The organism is Chlamydia buteonis (genome assembly GCF_900634605.1).
Taxonomy (GTDB): domain Bacteria; phylum Chlamydiota; class Chlamydiia; order Chlamydiales; family Chlamydiaceae; genus Chlamydia; species Chlamydia buteonis.
Genome location: NZ_CAAAFM010000001.1, coordinates 309571 through 326670 on the forward strand (window position 1 = coordinate 309571; position 17100 = coordinate 326670).

Below are 17100 nucleotides of genomic sequence, written 5' to 3' on the forward strand. Positions count from 1 at the left end.
TTTAACTCTTTTCGTATGTTCCCATGAGCTCCGCGGTATCTATAACATGACTTTCCATGACTTCAAGAAGCTGATCTCTGGTTACATTTTCCTCTACAGGCAAAATAACGTCTAGAGCATAGCTGTAGAGATAATACCTATGCTGTCTATCTGGTGGGCAGGGTCCTTCGTAGCAAGCTTTTCCTGAAGTATTTAATCCTTGAACAGCGTAAATATTTGCGCCTTCTGCTAGTTCGGTTATCACTGGGGAGAGGTTATATACTATCCAATGAATCCACAGACCATCTTCCCGTAAATTTTTGGGCACATCGGGATCTTCCATAATCAACGCAATACTTTTTGCTTCTTTAGGAACGTCTTTAAATATTAGGGGCGGTGAAATCCCAGCGCCTTGACATGTATATTTTTTTGGAATTGCTTTCCCGTAATCAAATGCCGGTGAGAGTAATTGCATAATTCGTCTCCAGTTAGATATCTAGATTTTGCAAAACAGTGGGTTGAGCATCTTCTCCCAGTCTAAGTAAGGCAACTTCTCGATTTGTGGACAATACATCCTTAAATAAAGCTACCAGGGCTATAGAATTTAGAATCACCATACCCGAAAACCCTGTATCAGAAAGGCTCCAGATCAATCGCATATCTACTATGCCTCCGAGAGGTATAACTGCAACAAACAGGATCTTTAACCAGGAATTGGCTCGTTTCCCCGGGATCATATATTCTAAACTTTTTTCTGCGCAAGCAAACCAAGTCAGGACCGTCGTATAGCCAAACAAAGCCATGGCAAGAATGACAACCAGCCCTCCAATAGAGCCTAAGCTTGATTTAAAGGCATTTAACACCATAAGCGTTCCCTCTTGTCCTGAGACATAGGCACCAGAAACAATAAGAACAAGTGTAGTGATAGAGCAAACTATCATAACAATGACGGGGGGTAAAAGCGTAACCAGACCATCAATCACCGGATTCTTACTCTGAGAATCGGATTGGAGAATTGACACCATGCCGCTACCACAATCCGTAGCCATAATCGCTCGACTCATTCCGGTTGAGATAACTTGAGTGACTGTATAGCCTCCCAAGCCTGAAACTGTTGCTTTTATTCCGAAAGCAGACGAAACGATAAGTTTTAGCGCGGGGATGATCATGGAGCCATGCTGTATAAGAATAATCAGACAGGAGATTGCGTAAAAACCTGCTATAAAAGGAATCACTCGAGCTGAGAATTTTAAAATACGGCTATTTCCCCCTACGAGTACAGGGACAATTGTTAATGCAAGAAGAATTCCTACAAGAAATTTCAAAGGCATACTCTCAACACAAAGAGGGACTATGCAATTAATTTGTGCAAAATTTCCTGCCGAGAATGCTGTAATAATTGTGAATATACAAAAAAGGCCGGCTAGGAATTTACTTCCCAAGCCATAAGCGAGGCACCCCGTAGGTCCACCGATAAACTCGCCAGATTGTCTACACAATTTACGATATTTAACTCCTAAAAAGGACCCTGAGTATTGAACAATAGCACCTAAAAGAGCGGCTACCCAGATCCAGACTAAAGCTCCAGGCCCTCCACAAGAAATAGCAACAGCCATGCCGGCGATATTTCCAGTACCAAAATTCCCAGCAAGAATACCAGCTACAGCCTCGTAACGAGATACTGTACCGTTTTCAGTAGACGGCTTTTCCTGTTTATTTTTCAACATTAGATTAAAGCCTAGCTTTAACCCAGTAAATTGCAAGCCTCGTAATTTCCATGTTAATAATCCACCAAGAAATAGAATCGAGGGGAACACACAAAAGGAAATGCAGAAATTATTTAATTGTTCTAGGAAATGTAACATTTGTCTCTCTCTTTATTGCTAATAGTGTTCTTTTAATGGAAGATCACAGCAAATTAGCTCGTAGCTTCCTCTCCTGGCTTAGGGGAAAGGAAGCTTCGTTGTAGAGAGCTTAAGAAGGTTGAGATATCACGATATCCACAAGCTCAGGCCACCTTTCCCCCTGCACTATTGAGGCAACGGTCCCGGAATCTAATCCTAAGGTGGAGGCAAAAGCAGAGATATCTTCTTCAGTAATAACACCCTGAGAAGCAGCTTGAGAAAATACACCACTTAATTCGGTCATAAACATATTCCAAATCCAATCGCGACCCTGCATTTTCTTCATACCTTCAATTAATGAAGGGTTTTCAGCTAAAAGCTTTAATAAAGCTAAAGGGTGAAGTTCTCTGAGGCGGTTTAAAGCACTCTTAATCTCACTCTGAGACATAGCCAACGATATAGAAGATTTTTCAGCAGTAGCAGAAACAACGAAAGAGATATCTCTTTTGTCTTGATCCGATAACTGATCTTCATATTTCTTAAAGTTAGCTTGCACTTTCTGGGTGTCCTTCTTAGATTGACTACGTCGAGCAAATAATCTTCGCGAACGACGAGAAGGCTTTTTTTCACTTTTCGTGAGTATAACAGATTCGTTATTTATGTCCCTCGAGTTTTTTAAGCACTGCTTGGATCCATAAGGGTTCAAGCAGCAACTACTCAAACTCAAGAGCAATATCAAACCGCCAAAACTGTACTTATAGATGTATTTTTTCATTGCTTTAGTTAAATTTAAAATTAAATTTTATAGTATTATATCATAAATACATTAAAATAGCGGGCTTTTAATTATTTATTTTTTAATATTAAGATTTTTAACATCATAAGAATATTTATTCTCCGCTCCTCCAGGGAATTGATTCTTGAGTTTCTCGGGTTGATTTGTTATTGGCCATTTTGTTATCAACATGTGGCATTTAGTTAGTGCCCTTTATTAAGGGAAATTAACAAAACAATTAGACGCCAGGGGATCTTATGTTAAAAATCCTTATAATTCGAAGCTGCGCTTGTTTAGTAGCTTGTCTTTTAAGTTTTCCTTACATGTCTGTTGGAGCTCCGACTTCATCAGCGACGCTCCAGACAAACTTATCTTCTGGCAGAGGAAAAATAGGATCCGATTCATGGATTGAGCACAAGCTACGCCAATACCCAGAATTACTTTGGCTAACAGAGCCATCGGCTGCGGCAAGCATAGCAACAACATGTAAAACGACCTATTCTTTATCTTTATTTGATAAGAAGATCCCAGCTTTTGATGTTGCTATACGTAGTTTGATTTACCTACACCTGTTAATACAAGGTTCACGTCAATCCTATGCTCAGCTTTGTCAATTACAACCTGCAGAAAACAGCATTACCTTTAAGCAATTCCAAACTGCTCATAGGCAACTGATTCATTTCTTAAATTCTCCGAAACACTTTGATAATACTCTAAAAATTTTAGAGACAGCCATTGTTTTAAAACATTTGGGATGTTCTGCGAAGGCTGCAGCAAACTTTAAACCTTACTTTACAGAGACCCGAGTTGATGCTTTTTATGCAAAAGCTTTGCATGTATTACAAGCATTTCCAGAACTAAGTCCGTCGTATTCACGTCTATCTCCAGAACAAAAAGAGGTACTTGTTGCATTACGTCGCTTAACTGATTACGACTCCCTGTTCAACCTTACAACTGCCCCTAGTTCTCAGCTTTTATCTGTAGGTAGGGTAAAACGTCCTTTAGTGATTTTAGATTTATATCTATATTCTCTGGATATCTGTGGTGAGCACAATTGCTCTCAAGAATTTTACTATAACTTTGCTCCTTTATTATCTATGTTGCAGCAGCATGCGACTGTAGAAGAAGCTTTTTCCCGTTATTTCACTTACAGGGCAAATCGTTTAGGCTTTGAAGGATCTTCTCGTAGTGATATGACTTTAGTGCGTTTAGCAATACTTATGGGACTTTCTCCTGCAGAAACTAGTGCTCTTACCTGGAGTTATAAAAACCTTCCTATCGATGAATCAGAAAGCTTAGTAAATAGCTTTTACACAGTACAAGGGGAACATATTCCTCTAGAAATACGCGGTCTCCCAAATCTAATTACCGGTTTACTACAAGCAAACCATGGAACAGCAACATCAAGCCCTGAAAGTCGCTTGCGTCAGGTTTACTCGACAGCGCTATCTTTAGTAGTGAAAAGTTTACGTGTTCAGAAGGATATGTTGAAAAAGCAACTGCTTGATCAGACGACTGTTTTAGATTTCTCAGAAACTACAATTTCTTGTGGAGGTCTAGATATTTTCTCAGAAAATATTGCCGTACGCGTGCATTTGAATGGTTCAGTTAGCGTTACACTTTAAAGTGTAACGCTATGTAATTACAACTTCTTAAAAAGATCAGCCATCTCTAGAGCTGTCTTCATCCCAGACACTCCTAAGTGTGATCCCTTGATTCCCGCCCGTTGCCATGCAGAATCTACACAAGGGGCTGTGATAATAGAAAAGGTAATTGGTAGTTTGTATTCTACAGATAGCTCACTAATTCTGGCCGATACTTGATCTGCTATGTGATCGTAATGAGTAGTTTCTCCCTTAATAAGAACTCCACAAGCGACTATAGCGTGATACTCTATGCCTGAAGTAAGGAGTTTCTTCAACGTACAGGGGATCTCAAAAGACCCTGGAACGCGTACTACGGTGAGCATATCCTCTGTCCCACCGAGCTCAAGAAAAGTCTGTGCTGCTCCAGAAACCAAAGCGTCAGCTATAGGCCCATTAAAACAGGCGCCAACGATAGCCACGCGCATATCTTTTGCCGAGGCTATCCCTTTAAATGTTTTCATATAATCCTAGAATTATCTTGTGTTCACTTCTTCTTTATAAGAAGGAAAGTCTATCCAATGTCCCATACGCTCTTTTTTTGTGCGGAGGTAACATTCATTTTCTTCAGAGAGATTGATTGGAAGAGCTATTCTATCAACAATTTCTAACCCATATCCCTGGAGGCCGAAATATTTGTGGGGATTATGGGTAATCAATTTGATCTTTGTCAATCCTAGATCAACTAAAATCTGAGCCCCGATTCCATATTCTCTAGAATCTATAGGGAAGCCAATTTCTAAGTTGGCATCGACAGTATCATACCCACGATCTTGTAGAGCGTAGGCTCGAACTTTATGACCTAATCCAATACCACGTCCCTCTTGTCCTCGTAGATAAACAATAACACCTTCACCCTCTAATCCAATATATTCCATAGCAGAGCGCAACTGGTGTCCACAATCACAACGTATGGATCCCATGATATCACCAGTAAGGCATTCAGAATGTACCCGAACAAGTACATTCTCCTTCCCTTTCACATCACCTTTCACCAAAGCGATATGTTGGATGCCATCAAGAACAGACTCATAAACATGAATATTAAAATCCCCATATTCTGTAGGAAGACGAGCTGAAGAAATAGGGACAACGAGCCTTTCGGATAACATTCGATAGGCTACCAAATCAGACGTAGATATTATCGAGAGCTTGTGCTGTATAGCAAATTCTATAATTTGCGGAAGACGCATCATAGTGTGGTCTTCATTAACAAGCTCTGAAAGGATCCCACAAGGCCGCATATTGGCTAAACGCATGAGATCTAAAGCAGCCTCTGTATGACCAGCTCGTTTTAATACGCCTCCCGGTGTAGCCATTAAAGGGAAGAAATGCCCCGGACGAACAAAATCCTCAGGAACACTATTAGGGTCCGATAGGAGTTCAACTACTCTTGTTCTATCTGCTGCAGACACGCCTGTAGTTACGCCTTTAGCAGCATCCACTGAAACTGTAAATGCTGTACGATAACGACAACGGTTATCTTTAACCATAGGGGGGAGGTCTAATTGTTTTATTCTCTCAGGATCTAAAGAAGCGCAGATAATTCCCGTTGTATATTTAAGAAGAAAAGTCATTTTTTCGACGGTCATTTTCTCGCCTGCTATGATAAGATCTCCCTCATTCTCTCTTGAAGTCTCATCAACAACAATAACAAATTTACCCTCAGCGATATCTGCAATAGCCTTTTCTATAGGGACAAAACACGAGGCACGAGCATCATCATCGAATTTTATCACCAACCTTCCTCCAAATTACAGTCACCTACTCTCCAGGAATGCTAATAGAAATCCCTATTCACTGCAATCCCTTCCCCCGTTTTCTCTATACGATGACTTCCCAAGAAGTTTTTAAAGAATTTCCTAGAATTTCAGAAAACATAGGCACAATTTTTTGAGAAGAATGCAGGAGTAAACCTAGGTCCCCAAAAACAGGCTTTCGTTGATCTCCTAAAATTTTAGGTCCTAAGTAAAGGATAAGAGCATTTGCTAAACGTTCTTTCAAAAACGAAGTATGTAAAACTGCCCCGCCTTCAACAAGAACTTGCAAGGCATGTTTAGTAGATAAATATGTCATTAATTCATGTAAATTTACTTTAGAATCTTTAGATTCTGTAACTAGGAGATCCACACCCAAGTCTTCTATTTTTTTTCTATGATCTTTTGAAGATTGTGTGGTAGTTACATAGAGGGATTTCCCTGTGCTATGAAAGATATTTGCCTCTGGGGGGATCGCTCCTTTACTATCCACAACCACTCGCAAAGGTTGACAAGGATAGAGTTCACCGGAAGGTTTTCTAGCTGTTAACAAGGGGTTATCTTTTAAAACAGTTTTAGAACCTACAATAATAGCTTGAGAACAGGCTCGGAGTCTTCCAACATCAGCGCGAGCTTCAGGGCAGGTAATCCATTGTGATTGTCCGTATCTATCTGCAACTTGACCATCTAAAGTCGCAGCACTTTTAATTACTACCCATGGTTTCCCATGCGTACGCTGGTATATATAAGGCTTTAAAGAACGCTCTGCTTCTTCTTTTCCTAAACCTTCATAAACACAAATACCCGCTTTTCTTAAACTAGCTATTCCCCTACCTGAGACACGAGAATCAGGATCTAATAAGGCAATATAAACTGCAGCAACTTTATATTTGATTAATAAGTTCACGCAAGGAGGAGTGTTCCCATAATGGCAGCACGGTTCAAGAGTTACATAAACTTCGCTACTCTCAATTGATTCTGAAGCAGAACTTATTGCTTTTTCTTCCGCATGAGGTTGACCTGCTTTCTCATGATACCCCTCTCCTATTATCCGACCATTTTTTACGATCACACAACCCACCCATGGATTCGGTTGTGAAGAAAATGCTCCCTTTTCTCCTAATTCTATAGCTCTTCGCATAAAAAACAGTTGTTGCTCAGAAAAATCTTCCATATACTTTGTCTTTGTGAGAAAAAGGTAATTAAAGAGATATAAGGATGTTGGATATAAAATTAATACGCAAGGCACCTGAAGAATGTGAAGCCCGTCTTCGTAAGAAAGATCCTCTTATTTCTCTTCAGCCTATTCTTGATTTAGATAAAGAAGTCCGCTACCTTAAAAAAGAAACAGAAGCGTTACAATTTCAACGAAAACTTTTATCAAATCAGATCCATAAAGCCAAAGCCCAAGGAGAGGATGCGTCTTCTATAATTAATAGCGTGGAAAGAATTTCTCAAGACCTAGCCAAGCTTGAACCCTTACTTGAGCAAAAGGACTCGACTTTACAAGACTTACTCGTACGTCTTCCTAACTATCCTGACGAAGATGTCCCTGTATGCCCCGACAAAACGGGGAATCAAGTAATTAAACAAGTAGGTTCATTACCTACATTCTCCTTTACTCCTAAACATCACTTAGAGCTCAACCAAAAATTACAAATTCTAGATTTTAAACTTCCTGCGAAAACTTCGGGGTCAGGCTGGCCTGCATATAAAAACCAAGGAGTCTGTTTAGAATGGGCCTTATTAACCTATTTATTAAATAAGCAAAGAGAACACGGGTTTCAGTTATGGTTACCTCCTCTTCTCGTAAAACATGAAATCCTTTTTGGCTCAGGACAAATTCCTAAATTCGACGGTCAGTATTACCGGGTAGAAGATGGAGATCAATCTCTATATCTTATTCCTACAGCTGAGGTTGTTCTTAATGGCTTCCATTCTCAAGAAATTTTCAGTGAGAAGGATCTCCCCATATACTATGCGGCATTTACACCATGCTTTCGTAGAGAGGCGGGTGCTGCAGGAGCTCACGAACGAGGACTCGTTCGTGTACACCAATTCCATAAAGTGGAGATGTTTGCCTTTACTACCCCAGATCAAGCAGATCAAGCGTATGACAAAATGCTCTCTGTTGTTGAAGATATTCTTACAGAATTAAAACTCCCCTATCGGCTATCTTTACTTTCCACAGGAGACATGTCTTTCACAGCATCAAAAACTATAGATGCTGAGGTTTGGCTACCTGGGCAACAATCTTACTATGAAGTTTCTTCTATTTCACAATGTACTGATTTTCAATCCCGTCGTTCAGAAACGCGTTATAAAGATAACCACGGAAAAATGCATTTTGTCCACACCCTCAATGGCTCCGGTTTAGCAACACCACGTTTATTCGTGGCTATTTTAGAAAATAACCAGCAAGAAGATGGTTCTGTGATTATTCCTGAAGTTTTACGCCCCTACTTAGGGAATCAAGAAGTATTATTGCCACAAGAGTAGAATCTGTATTGCAAACATGAAAAAACTTAAGGCAATGTAAACCGTATACCGGATGGATAAAGTAAATGAATACCGATTATGCTCACTTCAAAAATGCGACCCCCGAAGAACACATCAAAATGGTTAGAGATCAGCATAGAGTCTGCCTTGGCGAACCTCATAGAACAATAAAAGGTTTTTTCTATCACCTGGCAAGTGACGCTCTATCCACAGGAATCTTTTTATTTTTCATTAGAACGCTGGCTTTCATTCTTCCTATTTCTCAATTGACACAAGCCGAGATTCTATTTTCGTTAGGACTAGGATGGATTTTTTATCGCGGTTGTTTGAAAGCAAAAAAAGCCTGGTCTTACATGGAGCTTTCTCATCGGTTTATGTTACAAGAAAAAGAAGAAATCGAAAACTATCCCGAACAAGAACGCCTAGAGCTAAGTGTTATCTTTAAAAATCAAGGATTTAAGTCGCCTCTCCTTGAAGAAATGGTAGATTATGTTTGCTCGGACTCTACTCTTCTTCTCGATACGATGATTCGCGAAGAGCTTCATATTTCTATGGAGAATTTCCCTCATCCTTTAAAACAGGGAGGGACACGTATGCTAGGAGGCCTTATAGGCATAATTCTCTTCCTACCATTAATTCTCTGTTCTAGTTATACAGTAGCCGCTGTACTATCTGGCATCCTCATCACAGCACTCTCTGCCACTAAAGCAAAAATATTAGGTAATCATATGATTACAGAAGTTGTATGGGTTTTAGGTATTTTTATTACCTCGATAAGTATCGTTTGCACTTGTGTAAAATTTTTATAGATCCTAGGTATCATAATGTTTTCACAACTATTCTCTTCTCCATTTTCACCAGAAAATCTAAATAATTTTTTTGAGTCGGGGATGACCGAGGACAATAGTCCGATGTTATCTCAAAAGAGCCGATTACTAAGTCGTAATTTATCTTTAAAATCGGCGTGTGTTTCCTTAGGGATGTATTTATGCGCATTAGTGTTCTATTGGTTTCATGTTATAGATATTTCCAATTTGTTTGTCGTTTTTACATTCTTTCTTGCTGGGACTCCAGCTTTGATAAAATCTTTAGACGATATTCGTAATAAGACTGTAAATATTGACATCTTAATGACATCAGCAGCTTTCGGATCTATTTTCATTGGTGGAGCTTTAGAGGGATCTTTACTTCTTGTTTTATTTGCTATTTCTGAAGCTTTAGGGCAAATGGTATCCGGGAAAGCAAAGGGAACATTAGCATCTTTGAAACACCTAGCTCCTACAATAGCTTGGGTAGTTCGGGAAGACGGAAATTTAGAGAAACTTCCGGTAAGTCTTGTGGAAGTTGGTAATACCATTCGAGTAAAAAGTGGCGAGATCGTTCCTTTAGATGGAGAAATTATTCACGGATCTTCCTCGATCAATCTTATGCATCTTACTGGGGAAAAAATCCCTAAATCTTGTCAGGTCGGCTCTATAGTTCCTGCAGGAGCTCATAATCTCGAGGGAAGTTTTGATCTTAAGGTCTTGAAAACAGGCGCGGACTCAACAATCTCTCATATTATCAATTTAGTTATTCAAGCGCAGAAATCGAAACCACGTTTACAACAACGTCTAGACAAGTATTCTTCGGTTTATGCGTTGACAATTTTTTCTATCTCTACCTCTATAGCTGTTTTAGTCCCTTTATTTACCTCGATTCCTTTTTTAGGGCCTAATAGTGCGTTTTATCGTGCTTTAGCTTTTCTCATAGCAGCATCTCCCTGCGCATTAATTATAGCTATTCCTATTGCCTATCTCAGCGCTGTAAATGCTTGTGCAAAACATGGTGTTCTTCTTAAAGGTGGTGTCGTTTTAGACCGTTTAGCTTCCTGTAATTCTATTGTTATGGATAAAACAGGGACACTCACAACGGGAGAACTTACCTGTATTGGTTGTGATACTTTCGGCAATGAACATCCTGATTTCTTCCCTTCTATTTTAGCTTTAGAACAATCTTCCATGCATCCTATAGCTCAAGCGATTGTTTCTTACCTCATAAAAAATAATGTTTCCTCACGTCCTGCAGAAGAATACTGCATGATTCCAGGACAAGGTGTGCGGGGACTTTTTGAAGGCAAGGAAGCATTCGTAGGGAGGGTGGATACTGCCTTACAAAAAATTCCCCAAGATTACGTTCAAGAATTAGAAGAGCGTATATACACCGCACGACAACGCGGAGAAATATGCTCTCTTGCTTATTTGCAAGGTTGTTATGCTCTCTTTTATTTTAAAGATACCCCACGTCCTGATGCCGGAAAAATTGTCAAGGAGCTTCGAGACGAAGGGTATGCTATTAGCATGTTGACAGGGGACCATCAAATTAGTGCAGAAAATACTGCAAAGCTTTTGGGAATCTCAGAAGTATTTGCAAATTTATCTCCCGATGACAAATTAGAAAAAGTACGTGAACTTGCGAAGCAACGTCATATTCTCATGGTTGGGGATGGGATCAACGACGCTCCTGCTCTTGCACAAGCAACAGTAGGTGTCGCTATGGGAGAAGCAGGAAGTGCGACCGCCATAGAAGCTGCTGATATAGTTCTCCTTCATGATGCGATCTCCCTACTACCATGGATTATAAGGAAAGCCAAGCAAACACGAAGGATCGTTACCCAAAACTTGGGGTTAGCCCTTGCTATTATTCTTCTTGTTTCTTGGCCAGCATCTTTGGGGATCATTCCCTTATGGTTAGCAGTGATCCTCCATGAGGGGAGCACCATTGTTGTAGGGCTCAATGCTTTGCGCTTGCTGAAATAGTTCTTAGTATTTTGAGAATCTACGGCTATAGATACTCTGTAAAATACCCAATGAAGCCATAGTCGAAATTACTGAAGATCCTCCATAGGAAACTAAAACGAGAGGTACTCCAGTAATGGGCATTAACCCACACATCATGCTAATATTAATTAAAACGTGCATAGAAATATGTACAGTAATCCCCGCTGCTAATAATCTACCAAAACCATCAACAGCAACAGCAACCGTTCGGCAACCGAAACAAATCAAACAATAAAACATCCATAGGGCAAAGAAAAGGCCTATCAAACCGAACTCCTCTCCTAAAGCAGAAAACACTGAATCTGTATATCCATAAGGCAACCATCCCCTCCCAGCAAATTCTCCAGATTTCCATCCGCGTCCCTTAACACCTCCTAGTCCAATAGAAATTAAAGATGCACGTTGATGGTGGTTCGAAGGGCTTAATCTTTCATATTGGTATTCCTTGATAACCTTTAGTGCATAAGGTTTTACCTTTTCATGAGAAATCATCCCTGAGAAAATCAACAAGGAACAAAGCATACCCGTGCCAGCAATGATAGTGCAAATTTTTACAAATAAGGGATGGATATTTCCTAGATAAAAAATTGCCAAAGCAACGGGGCATAAAACTAAAGCTGTTCCTAAATCTGGCTCCTTCAAAATCAGGACAAAAGGGATTCCCACAATCATACAAGCTAGTAAAGCTGTCGTCTTCGAAGAAATGACAGATTTACGTATATCTAATGTGTAGCTAAGCATGATTACAACAATCAGCTTAGCATATTCAGAAGGTTGAACACTTAAACCAATCAAAGGGATTTTGTACCATCTGTGGACATTTTGTACCGCAGGAACAAAAAATAAACCTATCAGGCTCAAAAGCATAAGAATATAGAGGCACCATGCCCAATTTCTCAGTTTATGGTAATCAAGGTACATGCATAAGGAAAAGGCTACCCATCCTAAAGCAAAATGGCGTATCTGCATGATACTTTTATTTGTTAGCAATCCTTTTGACGAGGTCTCAAGTATCGTAGATGGATCCATAGAAGAAATCACTACCACACTTATCATCATTAATAAAATAATGACAACAAACACCCAAGAATTGACATAGCTGAAATACCTAGTGTTTCTCATAATGCTCTTTATAGCTTAAGAGTGGGATACTTCCAATGAAAGTTATTTATTATGAAATTGCAGAAACTCCATCTACAAATGCAACAGCAAAACAATTAATGCATGTGTGGAATCCTTTTGCTCTTACTGTTGTTTCCACCCAAAAACAAACCGATGGAAAGGGGAAATTTAATAAGTCCTGGGTATCTTCTAATAAAGACCTCGCACTATCATTGTGCTTTTTCATTACTGAACTAGATATTGATGTTAGCTTATTATTCCGTTTAGGGACAGAAGCGGTGCTTGAATTAATTCAGGATTTAGGCATCACAAACGGAACCATAAAATGGCCTAATGATGTTTTGGTAAATGGTGAAAAGCTCTGTGGTGTTCTTAGCGAAACTCTACCGTCCCAAGGTTACTTGGGCATTGTTTTAGGGATAGGGATCAATGGTAATAGTTCCAAGGAAGACCTAGCCTCTATAGAGCAACCAGCCACCTCTCTCTCTATACTTCTAAAACATACTATAGACCTTAAAGAGATCCGTAATAAGCTTGTCGAACATGTTCAGAAGTGTATCTTGCAAAGATTCCCAAAAATCCTAGCGAGAGAAATGAATCGTGGGCAAATCTAAAAAACGAAATACTCTCGAAGCCACCCATAATGAAGGGTTAGATCTGTGTTTCAAGTATTTCTCAACAGCTTGTTCATAAGCAGCTGTCTCAAAGGCAAATAAGTTATCTCTAGCCCAGAAATCTTCTATAAATTGGACTACCGTTTCTTGTTGGTGATTATCACCTATAGTTTCTAAAATCTCATGAACAAGCTGAGGCAATGTTTCTTCCATCTCTTGAAAAGCAAAAAGAATATCATAGCCGTATTTTAAAAAAGCTCTCCAGGAAACCCGTTGATGATTCAATAAAAACTCTGTTTCCTGAGATAATCGCGATATTTTGATATTACCTAAAGAAGCTAGTGAGAGGAGAGCTTGACGCTTGGCAATGGCGTGAGAAAGCAAACACTCCCAAGAAATCACAATATTCTTCACAAGATAGTATAACTGACAATAGGCTCCAAGAAAAGCTCCCAAGAGCACGCTAAAAATAATTACAAAGACTAATCCTATCATAGGTTATATATCGCTGACCCACGATAAAAAAGCAACTGCGCTCTACATGTAGGTAAGAATCTCAGCATCGGTAAGCTCGCGATATTCCCCGTAACGCAGACCTCCGAGAACGAAACTCCCGATACGAATACGAGAAAGCTCTAAAATAGGCAACCCCGCAGCCTCAGCAAATAAACGGATTTCGTGTTTTTTCCCTTCGTTTACGATAATCTTGAGGGTCCCTCGACGAATTTTCTCTACAGAAACAGGCCTGACTCTCTTGCCATCTATAACCGTACCTTCCATAAGATCCTCAAGATTTTTTGCAGTAACATCACGACTTACTTTAAGCAAATACTCTTTTGTAATGCCAAAAGAAGGGTGAATTATCTTATTAGAAAATTCTCCATCATTCGTTACTAAAATCAACCCCGTAGTCTCCTTATCTAACCTACCAACAGTAAATACTCGATAGGGGAGGTGGGCAAATAAATCGATAACTAACTTATCACCTGGGAACTTTCTCTCTGAAGAACACAAATATCCCAGGGGCTTATGTACCATAAAATATACCTTCTTGGTCATGCCTACTCGACGACCATCGACCTTCACAGTATCCGTCTCTTCATCCACTAATAAAAAAGGGCCTGGTGCTACCCGACCATTTACAGTTACGTGTCCTGAAAAGATGATCTCATCGCACTTTCTCCGCGATGCAACACCTGAAGAAGCTAAAAACTTATTAAGACGAACCTTTCCCATAATATTCTCCATTCGAGACATATATTGTGCCCAAGAATAGCAATAGAGGTCTACCAATCTTTATTATAAAAAAATGTTGTCTGGAAAAAATCTTTCTTCTAGACAAAAGTTTTTTTGTTCCTATGCTAGTTTTCTTAATCTCATTACTCAGGAAGTCATGGCCTTTCTTATCTTATTACGACACGGGAAATCCGTCTGGAATGAAAAAAACCTTTTTACAGGATGGGTGGATATTCCCCTAAGTCAAAAAGGTATTGACGAAGCAATGTTTGCAGGCGAGACAATCAAAAACCTTCCCATAGATTACATCTTTACCTCCTCTCTTGTGAGAAGTTTAATGACAGCATTGCTTGCTATGACACATCACAATTCTAAAAAAATCCCTTACATTGTTCATGATGATCCTCAACAAAAGCACATGAGTAAGATCTATAGTGATGAAGCAAACTACATGATCCCACTTTACCGTTCTAGCGCACTAAATGAAAGAATGTACGGGGAACTCCAAGGAAAAAATAAAAAAGAAACCGCTGAGCAATTTGGGGAGGAACAGGTAAAATTGTGGAGACGTAGTTATAAGACTGCCCCTCCTAAAGGCGAAAGTCTTTATGATACTGGGCAACGGACCATCCCCTATTTTCAGAAAACTATTTTTCCCTTGTTGCGGAATTCAAAAAATGTATTTGTGTCTGCACATGGAAATTCCTTACGTTCACTAATTATGGATATAGAAAAATTAAGTGAAGAAGAGGTACTCTCTTTAGAGTTGCCCACAGGAAAACCCATAGTGTATTTATGGACCGGTCACACATTCGAACGACACCCAGAACCATTTGGTTAAACAACCAACAAGCGATTCCTCCTTCTGTTTCAGTAAGGGAGAGCTTTGAAACCTATGCTGATCCCTTTTCTTTGATACCCTCTTCAGCAATAAAGCTCCTTAATGAAACTGAAGAGTCTGTCCGCAAGCTTGTTGGTTGTTCTAAAGAAACTCATACGTTTCATTTCCTTCCACATTTTCCCCATGCTGTTATGATTATTGTAGCGGCATTATTAGAAAATCTGACTTTCTTCCAGGGAAGGAATCACCTTCTGATCTCTTCTCATGAACAGCAATATCATGTCGACGCGATTTGCCGCCGCCAGGGTTTGGGAACTACTTATGATTGGGTAACGATCAACTCTTCGGGAAGACTCTCTCCAGAACAACTTACAGAAGCATTAACACCGCGCACATTATTATTTTCATTATCTGCAGCTAATGGCATAACAGGGTTGATCGAACCTATAGAGACATTACAACCCTTATGTCAGGATCGGGGTGTTGTCTTGCACTTAGATCTCTCTGATATTTTAGGACGTGCACCCGTAACTCCAGAAATGCTTAATTCCGATATCCTAACATTTTCTTCTCTAGCTTTAGGAGGCATTGGAAACATCGGAGGAATGTTCATTAAAAAATCCCTGAGTAAGTTTTTCGATTTATGGTTACCTTCTAACTCTCCAGGAACTTTGTGTTTAGGCACTGTAGCAGCTATGAAAACTGCTTGTCAAGAACGCGTGTCTTCTTTGTCCTCACTCATCTTACGATCGATAAATCTAAGAAGCAAACTGACAAAAGAACTTCAAGCAGCTTGTCCTGACGTGCAATTTCTTTTCCCAGAGTTAGAAAATAAACTTCCAAACGTAATGCTTGCCGCTCTAGGAGATGTCCCTGCAGAGAGTTTAGCTTTCTTCCTGCACCAACAAGGAATCTATCCAGGGCTTGGTTACGAACGCTTTCAACCTATATCTCAAATCTTACAAAATTGTGGTGTATCCCCTTTCCTCTGTCATAGTGCCCTACATTTTTCTTTTACAGAGAGAACGAAAGATGAACAGTTTACTATCTTAGGACACGTTATCCAAGAGGGTATTGCCCACCTAAAATCTGCAATTGCGAGCTCCATATGACAATTCCATTTCAACCTGTCGCCTATTGGGCAAATGTATCTCCAAAAGTTATGAAGAAGTTTCATAAGTTTTACTGTGGGGGAACATTTTCAGCTGAAGATGCGGAAAGTAAAGGAGCCCATCTGATTATCGGCAGTCAAGGTCATCGTCTCACAGGGAATTACGTAATATTCTATTGGTTAATAGATAAGGTAAATGGAAAAATTATTGACGCTAAATTTCAATACTTTGGCCACCCCTTTTTACTTGTCCTTGCCGAAACTACTTGTAATTTAGTTATTGGCAAAACTTATGCACAAGCTTATAACCTTACTGTTAACTCTATCGAAACCGAACTACGCTCTCATCCTAACAAACCTGCCCTCCCAGAAAACAGTTCTTCTCTTTACCACTGCATCATCGATGCTGTAGATATCGCTGCAGAACAATGCATGGAAATTCCTCTTGAGGATGGTTCTCTTCCTCTCAAAGAATCTTTCTTACCTTCAGAGATTGAAGACGCTAATCCTTATACTAAAGAAGCATGGGAAGCCCTGTCCATAGAATCGCGACTACATGCTCTACGTACAATCACCGAAGACAAAATCTCTCCCTACGTAGCTCTTGATGGTGGTAGTGTACTCATTGAAAAACTTGAAGACAATGTCGTAACAATTGCCTATGCAGGAAATTGTTCTGGATGTTTTTCTGCTATAGGATCTACATTGAATTCTATAGGCCAACTTTTACGTGCCTACGTTTATTCTGAATTGCAAATTAAAGTAAATGAGGCCTCTTTAGATTTTTCTATGTCTCAATACTCCGACGAAACTAATTAACTTTTAAAGTTCGTGAATTGTCAATAATTCGTATCTTTTGA

General features: G+C 39.6%; 17 protein-coding genes. 8 read left to right on the forward strand and 9 right to left on the reverse strand.

From position 1 onward, the window contains the following. Window position 1: 1 nt before the first annotated feature. From E1N70_RS01345 to E1N70_RS01355, 3 genes are all read right to left on the reverse strand, one after another. Complete coding sequence (locus tag E1N70_RS01345; RefSeq protein WP_131743783.1) at window positions 2-454, reverse strand: YbhB/YbcL family Raf kinase inhibitor-like protein; 453 nt, start codon at window positions 452-454, stop codon at window positions 2-4. 13 nt (window positions 455-467) lie between these two features. Next, a complete protein-coding gene (locus E1N70_RS01350) occupies window positions 468-1844 on the reverse strand; it encodes an alanine/glycine:cation symporter family protein (RefSeq protein WP_131743784.1) in 1377 nt (458 codons plus the stop codon). Window positions 1845-1953: 109 nt separating this feature from the next. Further along, window positions 1954-2598 carry a DUF8085 domain-containing protein gene (locus tag E1N70_RS01355; protein WP_131743785.1) on the reverse strand — a complete coding sequence of 215 codons (645 nt, stop codon included), beginning with the start codon at window positions 2596-2598 and terminating at the stop codon, window positions 1954-1956. A gap of 257 nt (window positions 2599-2855) precedes the next feature. Between E1N70_RS01355 and E1N70_RS01360 the strand changes: the two genes are divergently transcribed. Further along, window positions 2856-4223 carry a hypothetical protein gene (locus E1N70_RS01360; RefSeq protein ID WP_131743786.1) on the forward strand — a complete coding sequence of 456 codons (1368 nt, stop codon included), beginning with the start codon at window positions 2856-2858 and terminating at the stop codon, window positions 4221-4223. Between the two features lie 17 nt (window positions 4224-4240). Here the strand turns inward: E1N70_RS01360 and ribH are convergent, their stop codons facing one another. From ribH to ribD, 3 genes are all read right to left on the reverse strand, one after another. After that, a complete protein-coding gene (gene ribH / locus E1N70_RS01365) occupies window positions 4241-4705 on the reverse strand; it encodes a 6,7-dimethyl-8-ribityllumazine synthase (protein WP_131743787.1) in 465 nt (154 codons plus the stop codon). Between the two features lie 12 nt (window positions 4706-4717). Further along, entirely contained in the window at window positions 4718-5980 is a 1263-nt protein-coding gene (locus tag E1N70_RS01370; protein ID WP_208638290.1) for a bifunctional 3,4-dihydroxy-2-butanone-4-phosphate synthase/GTP cyclohydrolase II, read from the reverse strand. 85 nt (window positions 5981-6065) lie between these two features. Further along, window positions 6066-7172 (reverse strand): bifunctional diaminohydroxyphosphoribosylaminopyrimidine deaminase/5-amino-6-(5-phosphoribosylamino)uracil reductase RibD, encoded by a 1107-nt coding sequence (gene ribD, locus E1N70_RS01375; RefSeq protein ID WP_131743789.1) that lies wholly within the window; start codon window positions 7170-7172, stop codon window positions 6066-6068. Window positions 7173-7216: 44 nt separating this feature from the next. Here ribD and serS point away from each other — a divergent pair, with 44 nt between their 5' ends. The 3 genes from serS to E1N70_RS01390 all read left to right on the forward strand — a co-directional run bounded on the left by serS (window position 7217) and on the right by E1N70_RS01390 (window position 11295). Beyond that, on the forward strand, window positions 7217-8497 hold the full coding sequence (gene serS / locus E1N70_RS01380) for a serine--tRNA ligase (protein ID WP_131743790.1): 1281 nt from the start codon (window positions 7217-7219) through the stop codon (window positions 8495-8497). A 65-nt stretch (window positions 8498-8562) separates the two neighbouring features. Then, the gene (locus E1N70_RS01385) at window positions 8563-9306 is read left to right on the forward strand and encodes a VIT1/CCC1 transporter family protein (protein WP_131743791.1); all 744 of its coding nucleotides are present in this window, start codon (window positions 8563-8565) and stop codon (window positions 9304-9306) included. A gap of 15 nt (window positions 9307-9321) precedes the next feature. Further along, window positions 9322-11295 (forward strand): cation-translocating P-type ATPase, encoded by a 1974-nt coding sequence (locus tag E1N70_RS01390; protein WP_131743792.1) that lies wholly within the window; start codon window positions 9322-9324, stop codon window positions 11293-11295. A gap of 3 nt (window positions 11296-11298) precedes the next feature. Here the strand turns inward: E1N70_RS01390 and E1N70_RS01395 are convergent, their stop codons facing one another. Continuing rightward, entirely contained in the window at window positions 11299-12438 is a 1140-nt protein-coding gene (locus tag E1N70_RS01395; protein ID WP_131743793.1) for an FtsW/RodA/SpoVE family cell cycle protein, read from the reverse strand. Window positions 12439-12473: 35 nt separating this feature from the next. On the opposite strand from E1N70_RS01395, the gene E1N70_RS01400 reads away from it, so the two are divergent. Continuing rightward, window positions 12474-13052 carry a biotin--[acetyl-CoA-carboxylase] ligase gene (locus E1N70_RS01400; RefSeq protein ID WP_131743794.1) on the forward strand — a complete coding sequence of 193 codons (579 nt, stop codon included), beginning with the start codon at window positions 12474-12476 and terminating at the stop codon, window positions 13050-13052. Here E1N70_RS01400 and E1N70_RS01405 read toward each other — a convergent pair. Beyond that, window positions 13020-13547 carry a hypothetical protein gene (locus E1N70_RS01405; protein ID WP_131743795.1) on the reverse strand — a complete coding sequence of 176 codons (528 nt, stop codon included), beginning with the start codon at window positions 13545-13547 and terminating at the stop codon, window positions 13020-13022. The two genes, E1N70_RS01400 and E1N70_RS01405, sit on opposite strands and share 33 nt — an antisense overlap. 42 nt (window positions 13548-13589) lie before the next feature. Next, window positions 13590-14288 carry a pseudouridine synthase gene (locus E1N70_RS01410; protein WP_131743796.1) on the reverse strand — a complete coding sequence of 233 codons (699 nt, stop codon included), beginning with the start codon at window positions 14286-14288 and terminating at the stop codon, window positions 13590-13592. A gap of 157 nt (window positions 14289-14445) precedes the next feature. Here E1N70_RS01410 and E1N70_RS01415 point away from each other — a divergent pair, with 157 nt between their 5' ends. Genes E1N70_RS01415 through E1N70_RS01425 form a run of 3 tightly spaced genes read left to right on the forward strand, consistent with a single transcriptional unit; the run spans window position 14446 to window position 17059 of the window. Continuing rightward, window positions 14446-15129 (forward strand): 2,3-bisphosphoglycerate-dependent phosphoglycerate mutase, encoded by a 684-nt coding sequence (locus tag E1N70_RS01415; RefSeq protein ID WP_131744151.1) that lies wholly within the window; start codon window positions 14446-14448, stop codon window positions 15127-15129. Then, window positions 15084-16241 carry an aminotransferase class V-fold PLP-dependent enzyme gene (locus tag E1N70_RS01420; RefSeq protein ID WP_131743797.1) on the forward strand — a complete coding sequence of 386 codons (1158 nt, stop codon included), beginning with the start codon at window positions 15084-15086 and terminating at the stop codon, window positions 16239-16241. Before E1N70_RS01415 ends, E1N70_RS01420 begins: the two co-directional genes overlap by 46 nt. After that, complete coding sequence (locus E1N70_RS01425) at window positions 16238-17059, forward strand: NifU family protein (protein WP_131743798.1); 822 nt, start codon at window positions 16238-16240, stop codon at window positions 17057-17059. Before E1N70_RS01420 ends, E1N70_RS01425 begins: the two co-directional genes overlap by 4 nt. Window positions 17060-17100: the final 41 nt, after the last annotated feature.

Excerpts from the sequence above, each read along its gene's own strand:
- E1N70_RS01345 (WP_131743783.1), bottom strand. The coding sequence starts at position 454 with ATGCAATTACTCTCACCGGCATTTGATTACGGGAAAGCAATTCCAAAA.
- E1N70_RS01350 (WP_131743784.1), bottom strand. The coding sequence starts at position 1,844 with ATGTTACATTTCCTAGAACAATTAAATAATTTCTGCATTTCCTTTTGT.
- E1N70_RS01355 (WP_131743785.1), bottom strand. The coding sequence starts at position 2,598 with ATGAAAAAATACATCTATAAGTACAGTTTTGGCGGTTTGATATTGCTC.
- E1N70_RS01360 (WP_131743786.1), top strand. The coding sequence starts at position 2,856 with ATGTTAAAAATCCTTATAATTCGAAGCTGCGCTTGTTTAGTAGCTTGT.
- ribH (WP_131743787.1), bottom strand. The coding sequence starts at position 4,705 with ATGAAAACATTTAAAGGGATAGCCTCGGCAAAAGATATGCGCGTGGCT.
- ribD (WP_131743789.1), bottom strand. The coding sequence starts at position 7,172 with ATGGAAGATTTTTCTGAGCAACAACTGTTTTTTATGCGAAGAGCTATA.
- serS (WP_131743790.1), top strand. The coding sequence starts at position 7,217 with ATGTTGGATATAAAATTAATACGCAAGGCACCTGAAGAATGTGAAGCC.
- E1N70_RS01385 (WP_131743791.1), top strand. The coding sequence starts at position 8,563 with ATGAATACCGATTATGCTCACTTCAAAAATGCGACCCCCGAAGAACAC.
- E1N70_RS01390 (WP_131743792.1), top strand. The coding sequence starts at position 9,322 with ATGTTTTCACAACTATTCTCTTCTCCATTTTCACCAGAAAATCTAAAT.
- E1N70_RS01395 (WP_131743793.1), bottom strand. The coding sequence starts at position 12,438 with ATGAGAAACACTAGGTATTTCAGCTATGTCAATTCTTGGGTGTTTGTT.
- E1N70_RS01400 (WP_131743794.1), top strand. The coding sequence starts at position 12,474 with ATGAAAGTTATTTATTATGAAATTGCAGAAACTCCATCTACAAATGCA.
- E1N70_RS01405 (WP_131743795.1), bottom strand. The coding sequence starts at position 13,547 with ATGATAGGATTAGTCTTTGTAATTATTTTTAGCGTGCTCTTGGGAGCT.
- E1N70_RS01410 (WP_131743796.1), bottom strand. The coding sequence starts at position 14,288 with ATGGGAAAGGTTCGTCTTAATAAGTTTTTAGCTTCTTCAGGTGTTGCA.
- E1N70_RS01415 (WP_131744151.1), top strand. The coding sequence starts at position 14,446 with ATGGCCTTTCTTATCTTATTACGACACGGGAAATCCGTCTGGAATGAA.
- E1N70_RS01420 (WP_131743797.1), top strand. The coding sequence starts at position 15,084 with ATGGACCGGTCACACATTCGAACGACACCCAGAACCATTTGGTTAAAC.
- E1N70_RS01425 (WP_131743798.1), top strand. The coding sequence starts at position 16,238 with ATGACAATTCCATTTCAACCTGTCGCCTATTGGGCAAATGTATCTCCA.